19 protein-coding genes are annotated in these 19,794 nt (G+C 50.6%); 9 read left to right on the top strand and 10 right to left on the bottom strand.

Translation table 11 applies throughout. The annotated features are described in order from the left end of the window. Positions 1–24: 24 nt before the first annotated feature. Together AC55FS_RS15520 and AC55FS_RS15525 are read right to left on the bottom strand one after the other, a co-directional pair. On the bottom strand, positions 25–840 hold the full coding sequence (locus AC55FS_RS15520; protein WP_496933169.1) for a hypothetical protein: 816 nt from the start codon (positions 838–840) through the stop codon (positions 25–27). A 48-nt stretch (positions 841–888) separates the two neighbouring features. Then, a complete protein-coding gene (locus AC55FS_RS15525) occupies positions 889–1,659 on the bottom strand; it encodes a hypothetical protein (protein ID WP_496933170.1) in 771 nt (256 codons plus the stop codon). Positions 1,660–2,012: 353 nt separating this feature from the next. On the opposite strand from AC55FS_RS15525, the gene AC55FS_RS15530 reads away from it, so the two are divergent. Further along, on the top strand, positions 2,013–3,236 hold the full coding sequence (locus AC55FS_RS15530) for an ISL3 family transposase (protein ID WP_496933171.1): 1,224 nt from the start codon (positions 2,013–2,015) through the stop codon (positions 3,234–3,236). Between the two features lie 330 nt (positions 3,237–3,566). Here the strand turns inward: AC55FS_RS15530 and AC55FS_RS15535 are convergent, their stop codons facing one another. Beyond that, a complete protein-coding gene (locus AC55FS_RS15535) occupies positions 3,567–4,487 on the bottom strand; it encodes a LysR family transcriptional regulator (RefSeq protein WP_496933172.1) in 921 nt (306 codons plus the stop codon). 108 nt (positions 4,488–4,595) lie between these two features. On the opposite strand from AC55FS_RS15535, the gene AC55FS_RS15540 reads away from it, so the two are divergent. Both AC55FS_RS15540 and AC55FS_RS15545 read left to right on the top strand, forming a co-directional pair. After that, entirely contained in the window at positions 4,596–4,820 is a 225-nt protein-coding gene (locus AC55FS_RS15540; RefSeq protein WP_496933173.1) for a DUF2798 domain-containing protein, read from the top strand. Positions 4,821–4,891: 71 nt separating this feature from the next. Beyond that, positions 4,892–5,746 (top strand): LEA/WHy family protein, encoded by an 855-nt coding sequence (locus AC55FS_RS15545; RefSeq protein WP_496933174.1) that lies wholly within the window; start codon positions 4,892–4,894, stop codon positions 5,744–5,746. A gap of 70 nt (positions 5,747–5,816) precedes the next feature. Here the strand turns inward: AC55FS_RS15545 and AC55FS_RS15550 are convergent, their stop codons facing one another. The 4 genes from AC55FS_RS15550 to AC55FS_RS15565 all read right to left on the bottom strand — a co-directional run bounded on the left by AC55FS_RS15550 (position 5,817) and on the right by AC55FS_RS15565 (position 9,895). Further along, positions 5,817–7,094 carry a dicarboxylate/amino acid:cation symporter gene (locus AC55FS_RS15550; protein WP_496933175.1) on the bottom strand — a complete coding sequence of 426 codons (1,278 nt, stop codon included), beginning with the start codon at positions 7,092–7,094 and terminating at the stop codon, positions 5,817–5,819. 397 nt (positions 7,095–7,491) lie between these two features. Next, positions 7,492–7,962, bottom strand: coding sequence for a hypothetical protein (locus AC55FS_RS15555; protein ID WP_496933176.1), 471 nt, complete (start codon positions 7,960–7,962; stop codon positions 7,492–7,494). Further along, the gene (locus tag AC55FS_RS15560; protein ID WP_496933177.1) at positions 7,963–8,670 is read right to left on the bottom strand and encodes an OmpA/MotB family protein; all 708 of its coding nucleotides are present in this window, start codon (positions 8,668–8,670) and stop codon (positions 7,963–7,965) included. Continuing rightward, positions 8,663–9,895, bottom strand: a complete 1,233-nt coding sequence (locus AC55FS_RS15565) for a hypothetical protein (RefSeq protein ID WP_496933178.1) — start codon at positions 9,893–9,895, stop codon at positions 8,663–8,665. The genes AC55FS_RS15560 and AC55FS_RS15565 overlap by 8 nt, the downstream gene beginning before the upstream one ends. 336 nt (positions 9,896–10,231) lie before the next feature. On the opposite strand from AC55FS_RS15565, the gene AC55FS_RS15570 reads away from it, so the two are divergent. From AC55FS_RS15570 to AC55FS_RS15585, 4 genes are all read left to right on the top strand, one after another. Then, positions 10,232–12,730: an acyl-CoA dehydrogenase gene (locus AC55FS_RS15570; RefSeq protein ID WP_496933179.1), complete on the top strand. Its 2,499-nt coding sequence runs from the start codon at positions 10,232–10,234 to the stop codon at positions 12,728–12,730. Between the two features lie 144 nt (positions 12,731–12,874). Further along, positions 12,875–13,195 carry a YbjQ family protein gene (locus AC55FS_RS15575; protein WP_496933180.1) on the top strand — a complete coding sequence of 107 codons (321 nt, stop codon included), beginning with the start codon at positions 12,875–12,877 and terminating at the stop codon, positions 13,193–13,195. Further along, complete coding sequence (locus AC55FS_RS15580; protein WP_496933181.1) at positions 13,195–13,683, top strand: YbjQ family protein; 489 nt, start codon at positions 13,195–13,197, stop codon at positions 13,681–13,683. Before AC55FS_RS15575 ends, AC55FS_RS15580 begins: the two co-directional genes overlap by 1 nt. Further along, positions 13,683–14,495 carry a M48 family metallopeptidase gene (locus AC55FS_RS15585; RefSeq protein WP_496933182.1) on the top strand — a complete coding sequence of 271 codons (813 nt, stop codon included), beginning with the start codon at positions 13,683–13,685 and terminating at the stop codon, positions 14,493–14,495. The genes AC55FS_RS15580 and AC55FS_RS15585 overlap by 1 nt, the downstream gene beginning before the upstream one ends. Before the next feature lie 14 nt (positions 14,496–14,509). Here AC55FS_RS15585 and AC55FS_RS15590 read toward each other — a convergent pair whose 3' ends face one another. Further along, positions 14,510–14,986 (bottom strand): winged helix DNA-binding protein, encoded by a 477-nt coding sequence (locus AC55FS_RS15590; RefSeq protein WP_496933183.1) that lies wholly within the window; start codon positions 14,984–14,986, stop codon positions 14,510–14,512. A 53-nt stretch (positions 14,987–15,039) separates the two neighbouring features. Here AC55FS_RS15590 and AC55FS_RS15595 point away from each other — a divergent pair, with 53 nt between their 5' ends. Further along, complete coding sequence (locus AC55FS_RS15595) at positions 15,040–15,429, top strand: hypothetical protein (RefSeq protein ID WP_496933184.1); 390 nt, start codon at positions 15,040–15,042, stop codon at positions 15,427–15,429. A 41-nt stretch (positions 15,430–15,470) separates the two neighbouring features. Here the strand turns inward: AC55FS_RS15595 and trxB are convergent, their stop codons facing one another. Further along, positions 15,471–16,430 (bottom strand): thioredoxin-disulfide reductase, encoded by a 960-nt coding sequence (gene trxB / locus AC55FS_RS15600; protein WP_496933186.1) that lies wholly within the window; start codon positions 16,428–16,430, stop codon positions 15,471–15,473. Positions 16,431–16,824: 394 nt separating this feature from the next. Between trxB and AC55FS_RS15605 the strand changes: the two genes are divergently transcribed. Beyond that, on the top strand, positions 16,825–17,565 hold the full coding sequence (locus AC55FS_RS15605) for a cyclic di-GMP-binding domain-containing protein, MshE-related (RefSeq protein ID WP_496933187.1): 741 nt from the start codon (positions 16,825–16,827) through the stop codon (positions 17,563–17,565). Between the two features lie 99 nt (positions 17,566–17,664). On the opposite strand, the gene AC55FS_RS15610 is transcribed toward AC55FS_RS15605, so the two are convergent. Then, complete coding sequence (locus AC55FS_RS15610) at positions 17,665–19,782, bottom strand: TRAP transporter large permease subunit (protein WP_496933188.1); 2,118 nt, start codon at positions 19,780–19,782, stop codon at positions 17,665–17,667. Positions 19,783–19,794 lie beyond the last annotated feature (12 nt).

A 19,794-nucleotide genomic window follows, 5' to 3' on the forward strand; every position in this document is an offset into this window, starting at 1 on the left:
TGAGCGTCCTAATTGACGCGATTGTTAATTGTCAAACACTCGATCATACATCTTGGCAAACATGGAAATCCCCTCTTCTGTAAGGCCTTCCACATTTTCAGCATCAGGAGAGCTGATAAAGCCAGCTCGTTCTAAATCAATCTTAAACTTGCCCTCCGGGCCGCCTCGAAGAACAAATTCAACTACATCATCAAAGCCCTCCAAATTTCTATCTCTAGCTTTTCTCATTTTGTAATGAATATGCATCCTCACTTTTCTGGCAGTTTCTTCGCGAACCTCTGCCTTGAAGTTTGAAAGCTGCGCAACCGCATCACTTAAAAGCTCCTCTTTTTCAGCCAGTTCTTTCTTAATTTTTTCCTTTTCATCAGCATTTATTTGGAACTTTTCAAGCCACCCTTCTACGCTATTTTTCAGGTCTTCCCTGACTTCGTTTACTTTCAGCTCTTTGGCCTGAACCTTTACCTCTGACTCTTTGTCTGCACTACTGGTATTAGCATATTGCCTTTCAAAAGTTTCTTTAACTTCTTGCTGTCTTCTATCCAACCCCTTTAATTGCTCTGTAAGTTGGCCAAGGATAACTGATGTATCCTTTGTAAATTTGTGCATATTGCCATAGAACTTAGAGCTACTATTGGAAGCGGCAAAATAAAATGCAGCCGAAAGCCCGACGGCAAAGACAGCTAAAATAAGCGCGACAAGATCTGTCGCGCTTAGCTTGGTAAAGTCAAACGACGGGTTAGCATTTAATAACTTATAAGCAACAATGACTGCTATTGCCGCAATTGCCAGCTCTCGCAGAACCTTTGTTATAGCTTCTACTTTTATTCCAAATATTTCCACGATATCTCCTTTGACAATTAACGCCTGGGTAAAGTGCGCCGCCAGGCGTCACTTTGAACCACTTGTTACATTTTTTGCGAGGTATTCACTAGCAAGTTCGGACACATCCTCACTTTCAGATTTAGCTAATACCTCAAGATATTCTTTTGCTAAAGGATGCCTATATTCAGACAACAACTCAACTATGTCACAAAGCAGGAACTCATCTTTAAAACTGAGTAGCCTAGCGAGATATTGGGGTGAATCCTTTTTCCATTTGCCTTGAAGGCGTCGAACAGCCTCCCACAGCTCATCTTCATCATCGCTGGAGCCAATGATTTCCTTTGCTTCAGATCGGCTCATTTGCTCGCTATATACTTCCTTGAGGTTACTAGTCTTATAACCACCCGGTTGAAGGCACATTGGGCAAGGGCATGGTTTTTTACCATGAGCATCTGGTTCATACCTCCACCCCATTGGCTTAGCTATTTTTCTGAATTTTAGGATCTCTTTAGGTTCAATCTTTCTCTCGATGAAAAACTCGTACCCTAGCTTATCCTCAGTTTCCATGAGCTTTGAAATAGCAGTGCCTAGTTCTACCTGCTCATGTTGGAAGTTATATTTCCCAAACCACACCAATTCATCGTTTGGAATTTTAAAATCTACAGCTGCAAAGTTTTTGATACCAGCTCGTTTAAGCTCTCTAGCCCACTGGTGCGATATTAAAAATTCCTTCATGTGCGGCATAAAGAAAACAACATCGCTTGGACCAGGTTTAATACCAGCCCTCTTGATGCTATTCTCATTATCAATACTTGTGATGTGTACTAGTACTGCCATTCTTCACCGTGAAATGTAACAGCTTAATAGTGTGCGTGCCTGTTTTTCCAGCTAGAACCATTCGATCTATCTCTGCCAACCTATTGATTTACAACTGGATATCTTCCTTTCTTTCACATTCCCTCCTGGAAAAACGTGCTTGCCTACTATCCACGCCTCAAAGTTCTGTTGCTCAAAGGCTAACGCACTGATTTTTTTAATGTTTAAGCTACCACTCTGGGAAAATACAGGCAAGCCGACCTGAAAAGCGTGCCAGCTTTTTGTTATTCCAAGAAATATACTGGTTGCATAGGGCTCTTCACCATTTTTGGTGGTCCAGATACACTGATCCTTCACTGAAAGGGTATCTATGGATGGATCAGCTCACTCTGTACAATCGAATTTTAGAGTTATCTCCACCTTGGCACGCAACCTCTGTTGATCTGAAAGACGATGAATCGGAAGTTGTTGTAACGGTTGCATTTGATCAAACACAGGGGGTGGCCTGTCCTGTATGTGGCAATCAATGCACACTGTATGACCGGCGATCACGTCGTTGGCGACATCTCGACACATGCCAATATAAAACCATCATCGAAGCTTCAGTCCCTCGCGTGAACTGCCCTGAACATGGTGTGTTAACGGTTCAGGTTCCCTGGGCTGATGGCAGCTCACACCACTCAATCAAGTTCGAGAATGAGGTGTTAAAGTGGGTACAGGAAGTATCGATTCTAGCTATTACCCGGCGACTCAAGACAAGCTGGTCGGTAGTCGATCGAATCATACAAAAAGCAATAAAACGAGGCTTGAGTCGGCGCTGGGAAGTGGATTGTACCCATCTGTCTGTCGACGAGACCTGCATTGGAAAAGGACGCGATTTTATTACCATTCTTTCAAATCGTAATGGTCAAGTAATCGCAATATCTGACGGTCGTAGTGGAAGCAGTTTATTGAACTGCCTGAGCACAATTCCAATTCAGTGCTTGCAAAAAACGCGGACGATCTCGATGGATATGAGCTCAGCATACATCGAAGCGACCAAACGATTTTTTGGTAATAAAGCCAATAAAATGATTTCAATAGATCACTTTCATGTATCCAAAGTACTCACCACTGCCGTTTCAAGCACCCGACTTTCAGAGCTTAAAGAGCAGCCGTCTCTAGATAAACTTCACTCTCATAAAACACGCTACCTGTGGCTAAGGAACCGGCACAACCTCAAAGTGCAACAAAGCAATGAGCTTAATCTACAACAGACTTCTATGACGAAAACAGCTTACGTATGGATGCTAAAAGAAAAGGCTCGTGATATTTGGACGGGCATTGAGCCTTCAAGCCGTCGCAGCTGGACACAATGGCTCTACTTAGCCAAAAGCAGCGGTATTAAAGCGCTGGAATTAGCCGCAGAGACCATAAGAGCTCACCTGAAAGGTATTCTTACTGCAATGAAGCATCAGTCATACAATGCTCGTGCTGAAGCCGTCAACAAAAATGTTAAGAACCTTGCGAGGCTGGCCCATGGCTTTAGAAATCGAGACAGGTACAAGTCGCTGATTATGTTCAGGTACGGACAGCTCGATATGTCAATGACCCACTAGGTACAGTGAAGAGCCTTGCATAGACAGCATCCCTTTACATTGAGTCTCTAGCCATTTCTTAGCTGATTGCTCGCTCTCGCGTATTGGTTTTCCGCGCCTTAGCAGGCCGCCTGAGTTGTTAATGGCTGTGTCCGCAGGGGCTGCCCGGATGGCAGCACCAGCCAACATCCTGCCGGGATGCAGGCTGTTGGCGTTGCGGCGACCACAGCATTGGCAACGAAGGATAAACGGCCTGCGTAGCGCAAAGCAGGGAGTTCGCACGCCCGGCGTGAGGGATAAGATCCCTCAAGGAGGGCTTAGGGTTTGGCATTAAAAAGCACTGTGCGCTATTTAATTACCTTCCACCACCGGCATTTCCCCCTGCAGCTCAGGCATTACCGCCATACGCTCACGCAAAAAATCCCGTAAACAACGCGCCCTAGCCGATAGCAGCTTGCCATCCGGCCATACCGCAAAAATATCGCGCATGGGGCCACGCCAGCTCGGCAACAATAACTCTACTTTACCTGCAGCCAATGCCGGCCCCATTTCGCTAAAAGGCAGCAGCGCTATGCCCATATCGCTGGCCACCAGTTCACTGGCCATCACAATATTGCTAACCCGGGTCGCGGCTTTGGGACGCAGCTCCAAACGTTGCTGGCCATCACTGAGGCGCCAAGTAGAAATATGTTCAAACACAATCAGTCGTTGCTGGTGCAGCTGGCGTGGATGACAAGGCAATTGCGCTTGCCAACGCAGTTGCTGAGCCAATCCGGTGCCAATAAACAAGCCGGTGGCCACCTGGCCCAAGCGTTGCTGCATCAGCTCGGAGTCCGGCTGAGGGCCGATGCGTATTGCTAAATCTACCCGCTTGGCTTGCAGATCGACAATTTCATTAGTGAGTACCATATTGAGTTCAATATCGGGATAAGCCTTAACAAAATCCCTTAATACCGGCCGCAATGGCCCAATCGACAAGGTACTGGACGCACTTAAGGTTAACGGTCCGCTTAGGTCGTGGCTTTGTTGCTGCAGTTGCTCGAGCGCATATAGCCAGTCGTCAGCGCGCTCGGCAAAGGCCTGAAAGTACGCCTCTCCTGCCTGACTGAGCTGAAAGCGCCGTGCCGAACGATACAACAAGGTTACCCCCAAAGACTGCTCCAGTCGTTTTAGCCGCCGACTGATGGTGGCTACCGGCACGCCCTGACGCTCCGACAAAGACACCAGACTACCGGCTCTTACCAGCTGCACAAACAGCAGCAGGTCATCCATTGATGATTCCATAAATGAAAATATAGCTCTCTTATTTGGCTATTAATCTCAAAAGAACCGTCTCATAAACTATCTCAATAATCCATTCCTTTGCTGCATGTGAGCCTTATGAAACAACGCCTTGCCTTTACCTTTGCCATGTCGCTGACCTTGTCGGTATTGATGTCGTGCTGGGTCACTTACCTCAACCTAGGTCTGGTGCCTGATTTTCTGCAACGCTGGGGGCACGCCTTTATCTGCGCCTGGCCAGCAGCAGCGACCATTTCATTTGTATTTGGGCCGATGGTGCAGCGCTGGTCATTGCGTTTTGCCAGTCCGTCCAACGGCGGATAACTGTGGCCGACAGCGAACGCAGACTCGCTGCCAACAGGCTGCTATGATCATGGCTTTTCAAGGAGTTGATCATGCCCACTAGCCGCTTGTTGGCACGCTTCGCTGCCGCTGTTATCGCCAGTTTGATGCTGGCTTCATGCGCCACCTTGAACGAGGTGGTGCAAAAACCCAAAGCCAGCGTCAGTGGCGTCAAAATCGCTGATGTCTCGGTTAAACAGGTGACCCTGGACGTGCAACTGGACGTCTACAACCCCAACCCTGTGGCACTCAATACCGAATCGCTATTGCTCGACTTAACCGTTAACCAGCATTCATTAGCCAGCTTGCAACGCTCGCAGTATCGCCAAAGCATCGCGGCTAAAGGCAATAGTCAGTTAACCTTGCCACTCACCTTAACCTTTGACGAACTGCGCCAACTGGCCGGCAGTTTGGCCGATCAAGACAACCTGCAATACGGTATTAATGGTGAGCTGGGCTTTAAGCTGCCAGTACTTGGCGTACTGACCTTACCGCTAAAATACCAAGGTGAACTGCCCATCCCAAAGTGGCCACAGGTCGATATTCAAGACGTACGCATTAAGCAGTTCAGTTTCAGTGGTGTCGAGTTGGAAGCACAGCTGCAGTTAAAAAACCCCAACAGCTTTGATCTGGATTTAAATCAGTTTAATTACCAAATGAACGCTGCCGGCAAGACCATTGGCACAAGCCAGCTGGATGCCGTGTCGCTAAAAGCCAGCAGCAGCAAGACTGTGACTGTGCCCTTTTCACTAAAATTATCAGAGCTGGGCAGCAGCTTGCTGAAAGCCTTGCGCAGTAAGGGGCCAGTCACCTTTGAACTGCTGGGCAATATGGATATTCAACCAGATTTACCGGCCTGGAAGCCACAGCCTTTCAGTATTCACAAACAAAAAGATATCTCGCTTTAAAGCTTCAAACTGAAAAAGTGACGACATAAAAAAACCGCCATCAGGCGGTTTTTTTATTCAGCCAGTCGCGCTAATCGCGCACTTCACCGGCTTTAGGATCGTTAAAGCAACGCTCGTCCAATGCGCCTTCGCTGTGGGCAACGATGGTCGACACCGCCGCATCCCCCGTTACGTTCACCGCTGTACGCAACATATCGAGCAAACGGTCAACGCCAATGATCAAAGCGATACCCTCGGCTGGCAAGCCAACCTGGCCGAGTACCATGGCCAGAGTGACCAGACCCACGCCCGGTACACCAGCGGTACCGATAGAGGCCAGCATAGCGGTCAATACCACCAGCAAATAATCCATCATGGTCAGATCTTGGGCAAACGCCTGGGCAATAAACACAGTCGCAACACCTTGCATAATGGCGGTGCCGTCCATATTGATGGTGGCCCCCATAGGTACGGCAAAGGACGCTACTTTATTGTCTACGCCCAAGCGCTCTTCAACGGTACGCAAGGTAACCGGAATGGTGGCGCCACTGGATGCGGTACTGAAAGCAAACATCTGCACACCGCGCATTTTTGATAAAAAGCGCATTGGCGATAAGCCAGTTAAACCACGCAGCATCAATGGGTAAACGATGGTCATGTGCATTGCCAGCACCAGGATCACGGTGAACATGTACAGCAGCAGCTGGCCAACCGTGCCCAAACCTTCGTTAGCAAACAGGTTAAACAGCAAGGCAAACACACCATAAGGTGCGAAGTGCATGATGATTTCTACCAGCTTCATCATGGCTTCATTCCAATCTTCGAACTGCGCAGCCAAACGTTTGCCTGGCTCACCAGCGCGGCCAATGGCAGTACCCACCAGGATGGCAAAGACAATCACCTGCAACATATTGGCGTTGGCCATGGCGGCGATACCATTGGTTGGTACCAGGCCAACAAACACATCCAGCAAGGACGATGCTGCGGGTGGCGTAAAGGTGTCGATGCTCTGCAGATCGATGCCTTTACCTGGGCCGATCAAGGTCGCCATGGTTAAGGCGATAGAAATAGCGATACCTGTGGTGACCAGATACAGCACAATGGTTTTAAAGCTTAAACGGCCAAGGCTGTTCTGATCGCGCAATGCACCAACACCGCAGACCAGAGAAACAAATACCAGAGGCACGACCAGCAATTTAAGGCCAGCAACAAAAACCTTGCCCATCCAAGCAAATACACCACCGACCAGTAAGGTATTTAATACCCAGTCAATGGTTTCAGGCAGTGCCATGGTGTTCATCCACTGCGCCAGACTTCCCAATACCACGGCCAGTATCATGGCAATTAATATGCGATGCGTAAGCGGCATAGCTTCTCCTAATTATTATTAGTCGTTGTTAATCTCTGCTGGTTATACGCAACAAACCAACCGAAAAATACCTAACACCTTTGCGAAAATACCGAGAAAATACCAACAACCGACATAAGCATCCTGCCAGCAAAGCAGAATTGCGCAGTTATATCAGCGGGAAACCTGCAACAATCGCAATATTTAATGCCAAAGAACCCGCATCAAAGTGACGAGCATCCACAGCAAACTGATCGTTTTACAGACGTAATTTTCGCAAAGGCGTGAAATACTACGACAAAGAGCGGCCAACAGCCAATGCCAGGTAAAAAAATACAGGAAAAGATCTCGTGCCGATAACAATTGAAACGCCGGTACACATTGCAACGAGTGCTACCTAGTCAAGCGAATGAACGCCTTATAACAATGGATAAAACGGATACAAACGTTGAAATTCCTGCAAATCAAATTGCTCTAGAATCGGTTCAAAAAATTCCGGCCGCCGTGCTCGTCGAGCATCCAACCCTTGGTAATTCAGCAACGCTAAACAATCGAGGCAAAGCTCGGTTGAGGCGTGCCAATGATGAGTGCCACACTGTACTGCTTGTCCAAGGTGGCGAACGTGCTGCACCTTTTCACAATGCGCCAGGTGCAAACGCTGCTCGGCGAGCATCCACACCCGCGAGTTTTTAAACGCCAGAGTTTTATCTCGCAGTGCCCGGGTGACACTGGCCGCCACCTCCAGCCCACCTTGCTCGAGTGCTTCTCGCTCGGCATAGGTCAGCTGCCTCTGCGGATCAAACAGCTGAAAGTCACCGTAGTCGTCGGTACCCATCTGGCGGCGCAAGGCGTTCAGCTGTGGATCTGAGAAGAAATCCAGCAACTTCATTTACAACACCTCATCCAAAATGGTGGCAATGCGACCTTCGGCATCGGTGCGCACTCTAAACTCCACCCGCCTTGAGCGCTGTTCATTTTCATGGCCTTCAGCATCACGAATCACTTTGGCTGACGATAAGCCATTGGCGGTAAGATGCTGAATCAGCCATGGCTTATCATCGGCAACGGGGGCTAACCCCAGCAGAAACGCCAGCGTCGAGCGAGTGCGCTGCTGCGATAGATTCATATTGCGGATATAAGCCTCGTCATCCGTGCTGGCACCAAACCAAGCACTGGAGGTGTGGCCTTCTATACGCACCTCAAGAATGTCATCGCGATATTGAGCCTGGGTGATGATACGCACGTAACGAGGGAAAAAATCGGCCAAAATATCTCGAAACTCGGGCTTTAACTCCGCCTCACCGCGATCAAATAACACATCGCTGTTGTTAAAGCGAAACGCTAGGTCCTCATCTAGCTCGGCCCCCCAACGGGCCATATCGGGGGCAAATTCACGCTCCAAGTCTTGATACAACTGGGTACGCAAACGATCGTACAAGATCGCCACATCACGCACTTTATTACGCTCAACTTCAACATTGATCATAAAGACGATCGAAATCAGCATAAACACCATCATCAGCCCGGCCATCAGGTCGGATACCGCAACCCAATGCCCTTCTTGCTCCGGTGCTCGCTCCAGCTCGCTGTTATTCATCCACCTGCTCTGCCAGTTTCACCAGTTGCTGTAAGCGTTTGGTGAGCGGTGTGTAGTCACTCACAAACTTCTCCGATAAAGCAGTGAGCTGCATTCCAAAGGACTTCAGCGCACGATTCAGCTCTTCTTCCATGCCTTCATCAAGGGTGGTCATTTGCCGCTCAACGCGCTCTCCCAGCCTTTGCAAATGCTGCAGACTTTGCTGCTGTTGCAGTTGTAATTGCTCCTGACTGCCGCTGAGCTGTTGCTGCAGTTGAGTTTCAACATGGCGCTGCATTTTACTTAACTCTTCTACTGCCCAGCGCTGCTGTGCTTGCAAGGCATCGGCCATGCCTTTAGTAAGCGCCAGTACTCGCTCTTCCAGTTTCGGCAAGCCGTCAGTAGCGCTGTTGACCAGATCTGCCAATGAGCCCAGCTGCGACTGCAAGTTTTCGCGCTGCGCTTCTAGGCCGTTAAGCAGATCCTGTAGTGATTCAGAAATGCCATTAAAGGCATTGGCGTGGCGCACCATGTATTCAAACGCTTCGCTGGCTTCGCGCATGCTGGCGGCGGTGCGCTCCTGCTCACCAATCAGCTCATTCAGTTGTTGCTTGTATTGCTTTTGCCAATTCAGCATCGACAACACGGATTCGTTCAAACGCTTAAAGTTATCGCCGTATTGCTCGTTAATTTTGGTATTGAACTCGCGCATCACGGTTTCGATGGCGTTTATCAGCGCTTTGGCGTTGGCTTCGGCCATGCGCTCTTGATAGCTTTCTAGGCTAGTGGCAATGCGATCGAGCTGTGAGAGTAAGGCCGAGTGCTGACGATGCAATTGCTGTGGCAAGGCATCATCACCATCAAACTGCTGCGCCAGGTATTTAAGCGATGCATCCAGGTCATCGATGCTGGCCAGACGTTTGGCTTCTTGTTTACCTCGGCTGGTTTGGCTGAGTACGTGGCGAATCTTGAGTGTCAACGCCCCCAATAACCCGACGATGGACGACCAAAACGCCGTCTTTAAGCCGTCCATCAGTTTTGGCACACTGCCTTGAATATCGGCGCTGTCGAAATGCCAAAGGCCCAGTGCAACCCCTAAAAAAGTACCAAATATACCGATGCTGGTAAGAATATTAGGCGCCACCTCGGCGGTGCGACTGGAGTAGCGAAAGGTATGAAAGTAGACCGTTAAAACAGTAATCAGCGCCATCAAGCCAAGGGTCCAAGCCGAGAATTGGGCTGTCATATCTGTATTCCCACCGCATTTATTCCTAACAATTCTAGTGCATCTTGAGCTATTCGCAGGTTTAGCTATAAGCCTGCAGCAATGGCCTGACAGTCAGCATACGTAGCCTTGGCGGTGCGAATCAATCCTCAATAGCAGTGAAAGTTTCTCAGCAATCCACCGCTTGATAGCCCCGCCCTTTCCCAAAGCGATTCAATGCATGGAATGACCCACGAAGATGGCATTTGCGCCAATTTCAAACGCCCGTTTACAATTCACACTCAGTGATGTCCGTGAGTGAACATCGACCTCACTGACCGGACTAATAACATTCATACGCAATTGAGGTACTCACCTATGTCGACCGGTATCTGGATTCTGCTGTTGCTAGGCACCCTACTGGGGCTGGCCTACAAACGCAGTGGGTTAAAAACTGCGGCCATAGGGATGGCCGTCTTTACTGTGCTGAGCTTTATTGGCGGCGCCGCTGGCCTGATTAAACTGCTGAGTGTGGTGCTGGCAGCGGGCTTTGCAGTACTGAGCCTGGAGGCATTTCGCGCCAATACCATTACCCGTCCTATTTTTGCGATTTATAAAAAATTGCTGCCGCAAATGTCGGACACCGAAAAAACTGCGCTGGAAGCAGGCACGGTTTGGTGGGATGGCGAGCTGTTTTCTGGCAAGCCCGATTGGCAAAAGCTGATTAACCACCCCAACCCAACCCTGGCACCTGAGGAGCAGGCTTTCCTCGACAATCAGGTTGAGACCCTGTGCTCCATGGTGGATGAGTGGGAAATCAGCAACAACGGCGATATGTCAAAAGAAGTGTGGGATTACATTAGAAATGAACGCTTCTTTGCCATGATCATTCCGAAAGAATATGGCGGTTTGGGCTTCTCCGCCCAAGCACAAGCAGCGGTGTTGCAGAAAATCTCCGGCCTATCCAGCGCCGTGTTTTCAACCGTTGGCGTGCCAAATTCGTTAGGCCCAGGCGAGTTATTGCTGAAGTACGGTACTCAAGAGCAAAAAGACCATTACCTGCCGCGCTTGGCCGATGGCCGCGAAATTCCATGTTTTGGTCTGACCGGCCCACGCGCGGGCTCAGATGCCACTTCTCTGCCAGATACCGGTGTGGTCTGCAAAGGTGAGTGGGAAGGCAAAGAAGTGGTGGGCATTAAGCTCAACTTCTCCAAGCGTTACATCACCTTGGCTCCCGTGGCGACTGTGGTAGGCCTGGCCTTTCGCATGTTTGACCCAGACAAGTTGATCGGTGATGACTATGACATCGGCATTACCGTTGCCTTATTGCCACGCCAGCTGAAAGGCATGGAGATCGGCAACCGTCATCTGCCCATTGGCTCTCCGTTTATGAACGGCCCGATTATCGGTAAAGATGTCTTTATTCCTCTCGACTTTATTATTGGTGGTGCTGACAGCGCTGGTAAAGGCTGGCGTATGCTGGTTGAGTGCTTGTCGGTCGGTCGCTGTATTACCTTGCCATCGTCGGGTGCTGGTGGCGGCAAATACGGCATTGCTGCAGCTGGTGCATACGCCCGCGTGCGTCGTCAATTTGGTGTGCCTATTGCCAAGCTTGAAGGCGTGCAAGACTCCCTCGCCCGCATCGCCGGTAACGCCTATATTTCAGCGGCGGCATCGCGCATTACTGCCATTGCCATCGACCAGGGTGAAAAGCCGTCGGTGCCATCGGCCATTTTGAAATACAACCTGACCGAAGCGGCGCGTGAAATGGCCCTCGACAGCATGGACATCCATGGCGGCAAGGCCGTTATTCGAGGCCCAGGTAACTACATCGAAAGTGGTTATTCGTCGGTACCCGTGGCCATTACCGTGGAAGGCGCCAATATCCTAACCCGCTCTATGATCACCTTTGGTCAGGGCGCTATTCGCTGTCATCCGTATGTATTGCCAGAAATGGAAGCCGCGGCCGACAACGACCTGCAAGCCTTTGACAAAGCGCTGTTCTCTCACTTTGGCTTTATCTTCACTAACCTGTCGCGTTCACTGCTGCTGAGTCTGAGCAATGCTGCCTTTACTTCGGTGCCGGCGTCTGGCCCAACCAGAAAGTACTATCAGCAAATCAACCGCTATGCGGCCAACTTTGCCCTGACCGTCGATCTGTGCATGTTCTCACTCGGTGGTGAGCTTAAGTTCCGCGAGCTGATTTCAGCGCGTTTGGCCGACATGCTGTCGAAGCTGTATCTCGCCTCATTGACGCTGAAGCATTGGGAAGACCAAGGCCGTAATCGTGATGATCTGGTACTGGTGGAATACGCCATGGCCAAGCTGTTCTCGGAATTCGAAGCGGCGCAAGATGGCGTTGCCAAGAACCTGCCGATGCGCCCGGTTGGCTGGGCACTGAAGTTGCTGACCTTGCCGTTAGGCCGTCGTGCGCAGCAGCCATCGGATCGCGTAATTGGCAAAGTGGTTGACCTGACCATTGCCGCAACGGACACCCGTGAGCGCCTGATCGAAGGCATTTACCGTGGTGATAACGGCAAAAACCCATTGGCCAAATACGATTCGCTATTGGCTCGTGCCGATCAGGCAGAACCTATCTACAAAAAGATTGGTGATGCTTTAAAAGCCGGTAAATACGACGAATCCAACCTCACCATTGAAGGCCGCATTCACGACGGCGTTGCCTTGGGCGTATTGAGCCAGGAAGAAGCCGACTTTATGCTGGCGTTTGAAAAGGATGTGCTCGATATGATCAATGTCGACGACTTCCCGCTCGAGCATTTTGGCCCAGTTGCCGTCAAACACGACGCCCCCGCCAAAAAGACCAGCCGGCGCAAGCCTAAAGCCGATGCTGGCGAAGCAGTAACCGAAGACTAATCGGTGCCCTGCAAAAGCCCTCTCTGGCCATGCCTGAGGGGGCTTTTTTATGCCTGCTCAGATGGTCTGTTTTGTGACCTGGACTATTGGCCAGAGCATCCTGCGCTGGTATGTTGAAGTCCTAAGAATTATGGAGAAAAACCCATGTTGATCAGCAATATGGAAGTGGTACCCGGCAAAAAAATCGTTCAACACCTAGGGCTGGTGCAAGGCAGTACCGTACGCGCTAAACATGCCGGCCGAGATATTATGGCTGGACTAAAAAACATCTTTGGCGGCGAGCTAAAAGGCTACACCGAGCTGCTGAGTGAATCGCGTGACGAAGCGGTCGAACGCTTGTGTCAGCAGGCCAAAGTGCTGGGCGCCAATGCTGTGATCAACGTGCGCTTTTCCACCTCATCGATCGCCGCTGGCGCATCTGAGATTTTTGTTTACGGCACAGCGGTGGTGGTGGAGGATCGCTAATGGATCTCATCATCTTCCTGGTGCTACTGGCGCTGGGGTTCTTTTTTGGTCGCATGGCAGAGTCACGCCACTATAAAAGCATTCGCCGTCGCGAACAGGCTTACCGGCGCTTATTAGTGATGCCAGAGCGCATGCCACCCATCGAATATGCCCGCCATAAAAGCACCTTAGTCACTGGCAGCGTGGTGATTTCGGTGGACTATTTCAAAACCGTTGCAGCCGCGTTAAGAAGTTTATTTGGTGGTCGAGTCGGTGCCTACGAAAGCTTGTTAGATAGAGCCCGGCGAGAAGCAATATTGCGCATGCAAGAAGATGCCAAAAACATAGGCGCAGATGCCATTTACAATTTAAAGTTTGAAACCTCACGCATCGGCCAAAATGCTGGCAAATCCCTCGGTTCCGTAGAAGTACTGGCATATGGAACCGCGCTGATTCCAACAGCAGAGATGCGCGAGCAACGCATTGCCAAGGCCAGCCAGAGCGTCTGATGTCGCAGCAACCGAAAGAAAATCCGCAACTGCCGGATCACATCAACAACGCCCATGAACACCCGCTGAAGGATTTTATGATCCTGCTGCTGGGCGTTGCATTCGTCATGGTCATGCTGACCTGGATGTTGGCCTCCAGCGCTTCCTGGCTGGCTCCCAAGGTTCCCTTTTCCTGGGAAAGCGGCTGGTTTGCACCGCAAGCCTTGGTGCAATCCTCCAGCGAGCAACACAGGGTAGAAGTTCAACTGCAGCAGCTGCTGGATAAACTGCTCGGTCCAGAGACGAGTTTGCCGGTGCAAGTGCATTATTTGGCCGATGAAAGCACGCCCAATGCCTTTGCCACCTTAGGCGGCCATATCTTTGTTACCCGCGGGCTGATCGAGGCAGTACAGTCGGAAAATGGCCTGGCCATGGTGCTGGCCCATGAATATGCCCACGTGCAGCAACGTCATCCGATGATTCTGTTGCTCGAGCAACTGTCGTTTAGCGTGCTGTTTGGACTCGCTGGTGGCGCAGATGTCGGTGGTTTGGTCGGCCAGCACTCGTCAATGCTGACCCTATTGGCTTTTAGCCGCGATATGGAACGCAGCGCTGATGCCTATGCCCTGCAACGACTGCAGGCCACTTATGGTCATAGTCAGGGCGCTGATGAGTTCTTTCAGCATGTGTTAGAGCAAGATGAAAGCCACTGGCAGCAGTTCCTGCAGACCCACCCACTCACCAGTGAGCGGATCAGCAACATTCAGGCGAGCATTGAGTCTGGCAAGCTGACGCCCCTGCCTCCTGCACTCACACAGATCGCTCAGCCCTAACGCGGCAAACACTCTCATTCGGTCTTGCCGTGCGGGGCCATCGCCTCTGCCAAGTTGGTTAACTGCTGTGTGATTTGGGCGAGTTGCGATGCATCTCTGCTTTGCAGCAGCTGGCTATCTGCGGTAGCCAGTAACTGGCGTGCCTCGGCCATCAGTTGCTCACCACGGATAGTGAAGAGAATATTTTTTTGCTTACCATGGCCCTGCTCCTGACGTAGGTAGCCCAGCTGGCACAGCTCACGCACATATTTTGCCACCATCTGTCGCGATACTCGCATCTGCCTGGCAATGTCCGACGCATGATTAATACCGCAATCCAATTGCCCTAAAAACCCCAGCAACACCGGACTGATATCGCTATAACCCAACAGCGATAACTGTTCGCTAAGGTAGTGTGCGACTGCCTCCTGCAAGCGCTGACTGGCTTGCGCCAGCAATAGTAGCTGGGAATCCACCATGGCTACGCCAGATCGTGTAAACCTTGTTGACATAAAAGCACTTTCAACCCATTGTATGTCAACCAAGTATACATAGCGGAGGTTTTATGCTGAACCTAAAACTTGCATTGCGACTCAATGCTGCTAGCTGCATTCTGTTTGGGGCACTGCTGGTCACCATACCGGCTGCTGTGGCGCAGTTTTTGGCTAACGACGGTGCACCAACATGGCTGCTCAGTCTGCTTGGGGGGCTGTTGCTCGCCAACGGAGCTTTGCTGATATCGGCGTCAATGCTGGCCACTGTGCCAAAGGCCTTGGTGGTATTTTTTAGTTTGGGGGATTTAGCTTGGGTACTGATGACGCTGGCTCTGATCATCACTGGTTTTTGGATCAGTACCGCAGCAGGGATTTCAGTCTCACTGCTGATCGCAGTTTGGGTAGCTTGGCTAGGATGGCAGCAGTGGAAAAACAACAGCCAGATTGCGAGGGCCTGTTAACAGGCCCTAAGGCAGAGCCGTAAACGGCTCTGCCAATCACCTTAGGCAGGTTTTACATCGTCTAAGAAACGCTCGGCATCCAGCGCCGCCATACAGCCAGTACCAGCCGACGTAATGGCTTGGCGATAAATGTGGTCCATCACATCGCCAGCGGCATAAACGCCTGGCACACTGGTTTGCGTGGCATTGCCTTCCAAGCCGCTTTGTACCTTGATGTAGCCATTTTCCATCTCCAGCTGACCTTCAAAGATGCTGGTATTGGGGTGGTGACCAATGGCAACAAAGATACCTTCCAGCTCGATCTCTTCGGTCTCGCCCGTCTCGCGGTTTTTGATGCGCATGCCGGTCACACCCATGTCGTCACCCAGCACTTCGTCCAGCTCGTTGTTCCACTTAATGGTCACGTTGCCGTTAGCTGCTTTGTCGAGCAGCTTATCCGCCAGGATTTTTTCGCTGCGGAAGCTATCGCGACGGTGCACCACCACCACTTCTTTGGCGATGTTGGCCAGATACAGCGCTTCTTCAACGGCGGTGTTACCGCCACCAATAACTGCCACACGCTTGTTGCGATAGAAGAAACCATCACACGTCGCACAGGCCGAAACACCCTTGCCTTTAAAGGCTTCTTCACTGTCCAGACCCAAATATTTGGCGCTGGCACCAGTGGCAATAATCAATGCATCACAAGTGTATTCGGCACTGTCACCTTTCAGATGGAAGGGACGCTGCTGCAGATTCACACTATTGATGTGGTCAATAATCACTTCGGTATCAAAGCGTTCAGCATGCGCTTTCATACGCTCCATCAGCTCGGGACCCTGCACGCCATCGGCGTCACCTGGCCAGTTATCAACGTCGGTGGTGGTGGTCAGCTGACCACCCATCTGCAAGCCTGTCACCATGACTGGATTGAGGTTGGCACGCGCCGCATACACTGCCGCGGTGTAGCCCGCTGGGCCAGAGCCCAGAATCAAAAGTTTAACGTGACGAGGTTCGCTCATGAGTATCTCCACAATCTCGGCCTGACAATGACACCATGTCGTTGTCGGCGTTTTCAGATAAAGGCGCTAGCTTATCGCCAAATGCTCGGGAGTGTTAAATGAATATTACTTATCTGTCTATCAAGGTTACCTATCACGCCAGTCAGTGCAGCTAATTGAACACCTACTGCTAAACTCAAACAGCTTCAGAGTCTCCAACAGCAGTCGAAATTCATCCAATTTCTTTATATGAAACAACGACTTAGAAGTCATAGGCAAGAAGCCAAGCAATAGCGACAGAAGATCGACATTGTCGCTACTGGTCAGATACGGCACCATCTTTGTTCCGTGTCCGTTCTTGGCAACAGTCTGATCCAGACACCCATAACAATAAGCCACGACAAAGGGTAAGCACATGCACAAGCGTCAACAGATTGAGCAGAAGTCACGATTAGGTACTCTGCTGCTGCACAAAGGCTTGATCAGCAGGCCGCAGCTGGACCAGGCGCTGCAGCAACAAGCCAGCAGTGGCACTCGTCTGGGCGAAATTCTAGTAGCACAAGGTGTGTTAACTGAGCGTCAACTGCAGCGGGCACTGCGTAAACAGTCGAACTATCGTTTGGTCGCCGCCATCTCGGCCATGCTGTTAGGCCCCTTCCAGCCCTTTATCAGCAGCGCCAATGCCGCCATTGAAGATGGCAGCAGTATCGCTGAGCAGCAGGTAGAGCCGCCGGCACTGAAATCGGGTGCCAGTATGCAAGCGTTGTCCGATGCCGAGATGGGTGCCGTGTCGGCACAAGCTGCCACCGACATTCTTGCCAACCTAGATCACTTGCAAGACCTAGCCGCAGATCCCAATGCCAGTGATGAAGATATTGCCAGCACCACGTTAGAAACGCTGCTCAATACGTCACTGCCGATATCCAATCTGCTTGATGCCGAGATGGAAATCAGCGGTGTGCATTATGACGACGGCCCTCGCACTGTGATCAATAGCGATGGTTCATTGCAGGTCAAACTGCCCACTCAGATCGATCAAATCGCTTTTAGAAATGTGCGGGTACAAGGTATGAGCCAGGCCCATATGGGCGATGTGACCATTCGCAATATATCCTTTGGTGCCGGTACCACAGTCAATATCAGCGTTCGTCCTTAAGGCCCACGGCCCTTACTGGTCTGGCAATCGACCCACGCAGCGACAGTTGCGACCACCTTAAGGCGCACTGATATCAGCGGGCCGCTGCCATGGTGTTTATTAGCCATATCCTAAGGCCAGGGGAACAAACGCCACCAAGGCTAAAGCAATGGCCATCGTCGTCAGTGGCAATAAAATCTTTTCATGTCGATACCAGAAGTTATGCCCTTCAAGACTGGCCAGTCGCACTTCTTCTTCACCCACCACTTGCCTAGTTAACAAATGGTTGAGCGCCACCGGCGGGGTTAAATAGCCCAGCTCAAATGCAACTAAAGTGACCATCCAAAAATGCACCGGATGAATGCCACTGTCGTAAGCAATGCTGGCAATGGTTGCGCTGACCAGAATCACCGCGCCATAAGGGTCGATAACCATGCCAATAAACACCAACAGCGCGACCATTAACGCCATTGCCAGCCACACTGAATCGAAACTGGCAGGCACTAAAGCCATCAGCTCGGCGCGCTCAACGACACCACCAATACTGACAGATAACCCCATCAGCATTAACAAGGCACCAATATGGCCAGTGGTTTCCGTCGTCGCCTCACGCAGTTTTTTCTCTAACGAATCGCGCCCCTCACATAAGCCCTGCCAAGATGCTTCGGCTCTTTGCTCGATAAACTGAATATTGAGATTTTCTCGCCTAAGCACAGCACGCTCTTCACTGATGCGCTCAAACGCCAGTATCGACAGCAATAGCACCGGTAAAATAATGGGTGCTGAAAATTCATCCAAATAGGCATCCAATAATATGGCGTACGCCAGCAATACTACGGCTATCAAGATGGCGTAAGGAATTAACGGCTTAAGTGCGCTTTGCAGCCGTTGCCCAACATCATCTGGCAGCTGCAACGGCGTTTTATCCTGCCGTGTCAGCATGGCTAGCGCGGCAAATAGCGTGGCGGTGAGAAAAAAGACCTTTACGCCCCAACCAAACAGCTGGTCTGTGGTCACTTCATTATTAAGAGCAGCAATAATCACCACCAACAAACACGGGCGTAATACCACTCCCATAGAGCCCGACATGGCAGTTGCCGCCAATGCCAACTGACGGCGAGCGCCAGCACGACGTAACTCAGAATAAATCAAACCACCCACGGCAATGACAAAGATGCCTGACGCCCCGGTGTAAGCCGTTGGAATAGCCGCCAAGGCCACCACGGCCACAGCCAACATCTCTGCTGGCAGATTAAATACTTTAAAAACGTCAAATACGCGCTGTGCCAGCCTGGTACGTTTGAATAACATACCAATCCAAACGTACAAACCGACATTTAAAAACAGCTGCGACAGCTCCATCATCTGGTTTAAATAAATACCAATACCGGCACTGTGCCCACTAACAATGAAGTAGCCGCCCGAAATCATGCACATAGTGGAATACAAAGGTATCGATAGCTGCGCTTTTAAAAAACTACCGCCTTGTTTGGCATCGCTAGGGATAAATAGAAATTGATACAGACTGAGTAGCAAAATAAAAGCAAAGCCGTATATCCAAAGATGATGCAATATCAAATGCTCTTGGCTAACGGCGACACCCGCCCCTAACGCCACGTCGCGAAAACTATAAACGGAATAAAACAAAATACTGCTGGACACTAACTGTGCTGCTGCGGCAACACGATAATCCATCACGGTTTCCATTGGCCGCAGCGCAATATGATGACGCCGAAACACCGCCGTTAAACCGCATATCAATACCAACACCGCCAGCATAATTCTCTGAGCTTGCATGCCTAACTCGCCAAAGCTGGCAACGGCTAGCTCTAATGTGCGAAATGCCTGCACCGCTGGAGTGATGCGCTGCTGTATGTGCTCATACTCTTGATGCCGAGCTTGGCACTGACTTTGTGCCGCCAACAGCGATTGGCGCATAACCTGAGGATCCACGGGGTCGGCGGCGAGCAAATCCCACTCGTCGTCCGACTGCTGGCTTTCTGCAATTAACTGCTGCAGCCTAGCGTCAATATCTATATTGCCATTGCAGGACGGCTGCTGTGGATCGTGGCGCAGTTTAAAATAGCCATCCCAGGTATTTTCTCCCAGTGTTAATAGCTGAGCATGAAAGGTATGACTGGTGTTAATAACCACAACCAATACCAGTACCAAAAATGCCGGCAAGGCCGCCAGCCACTCATAGGCACTGCGATTAGCAAAACGTGCTGCCTGTTCCATCTGAACTACCTC

Source organism: Bacterioplanes sp. CLAM21 (genome assembly GCF_059641015.1).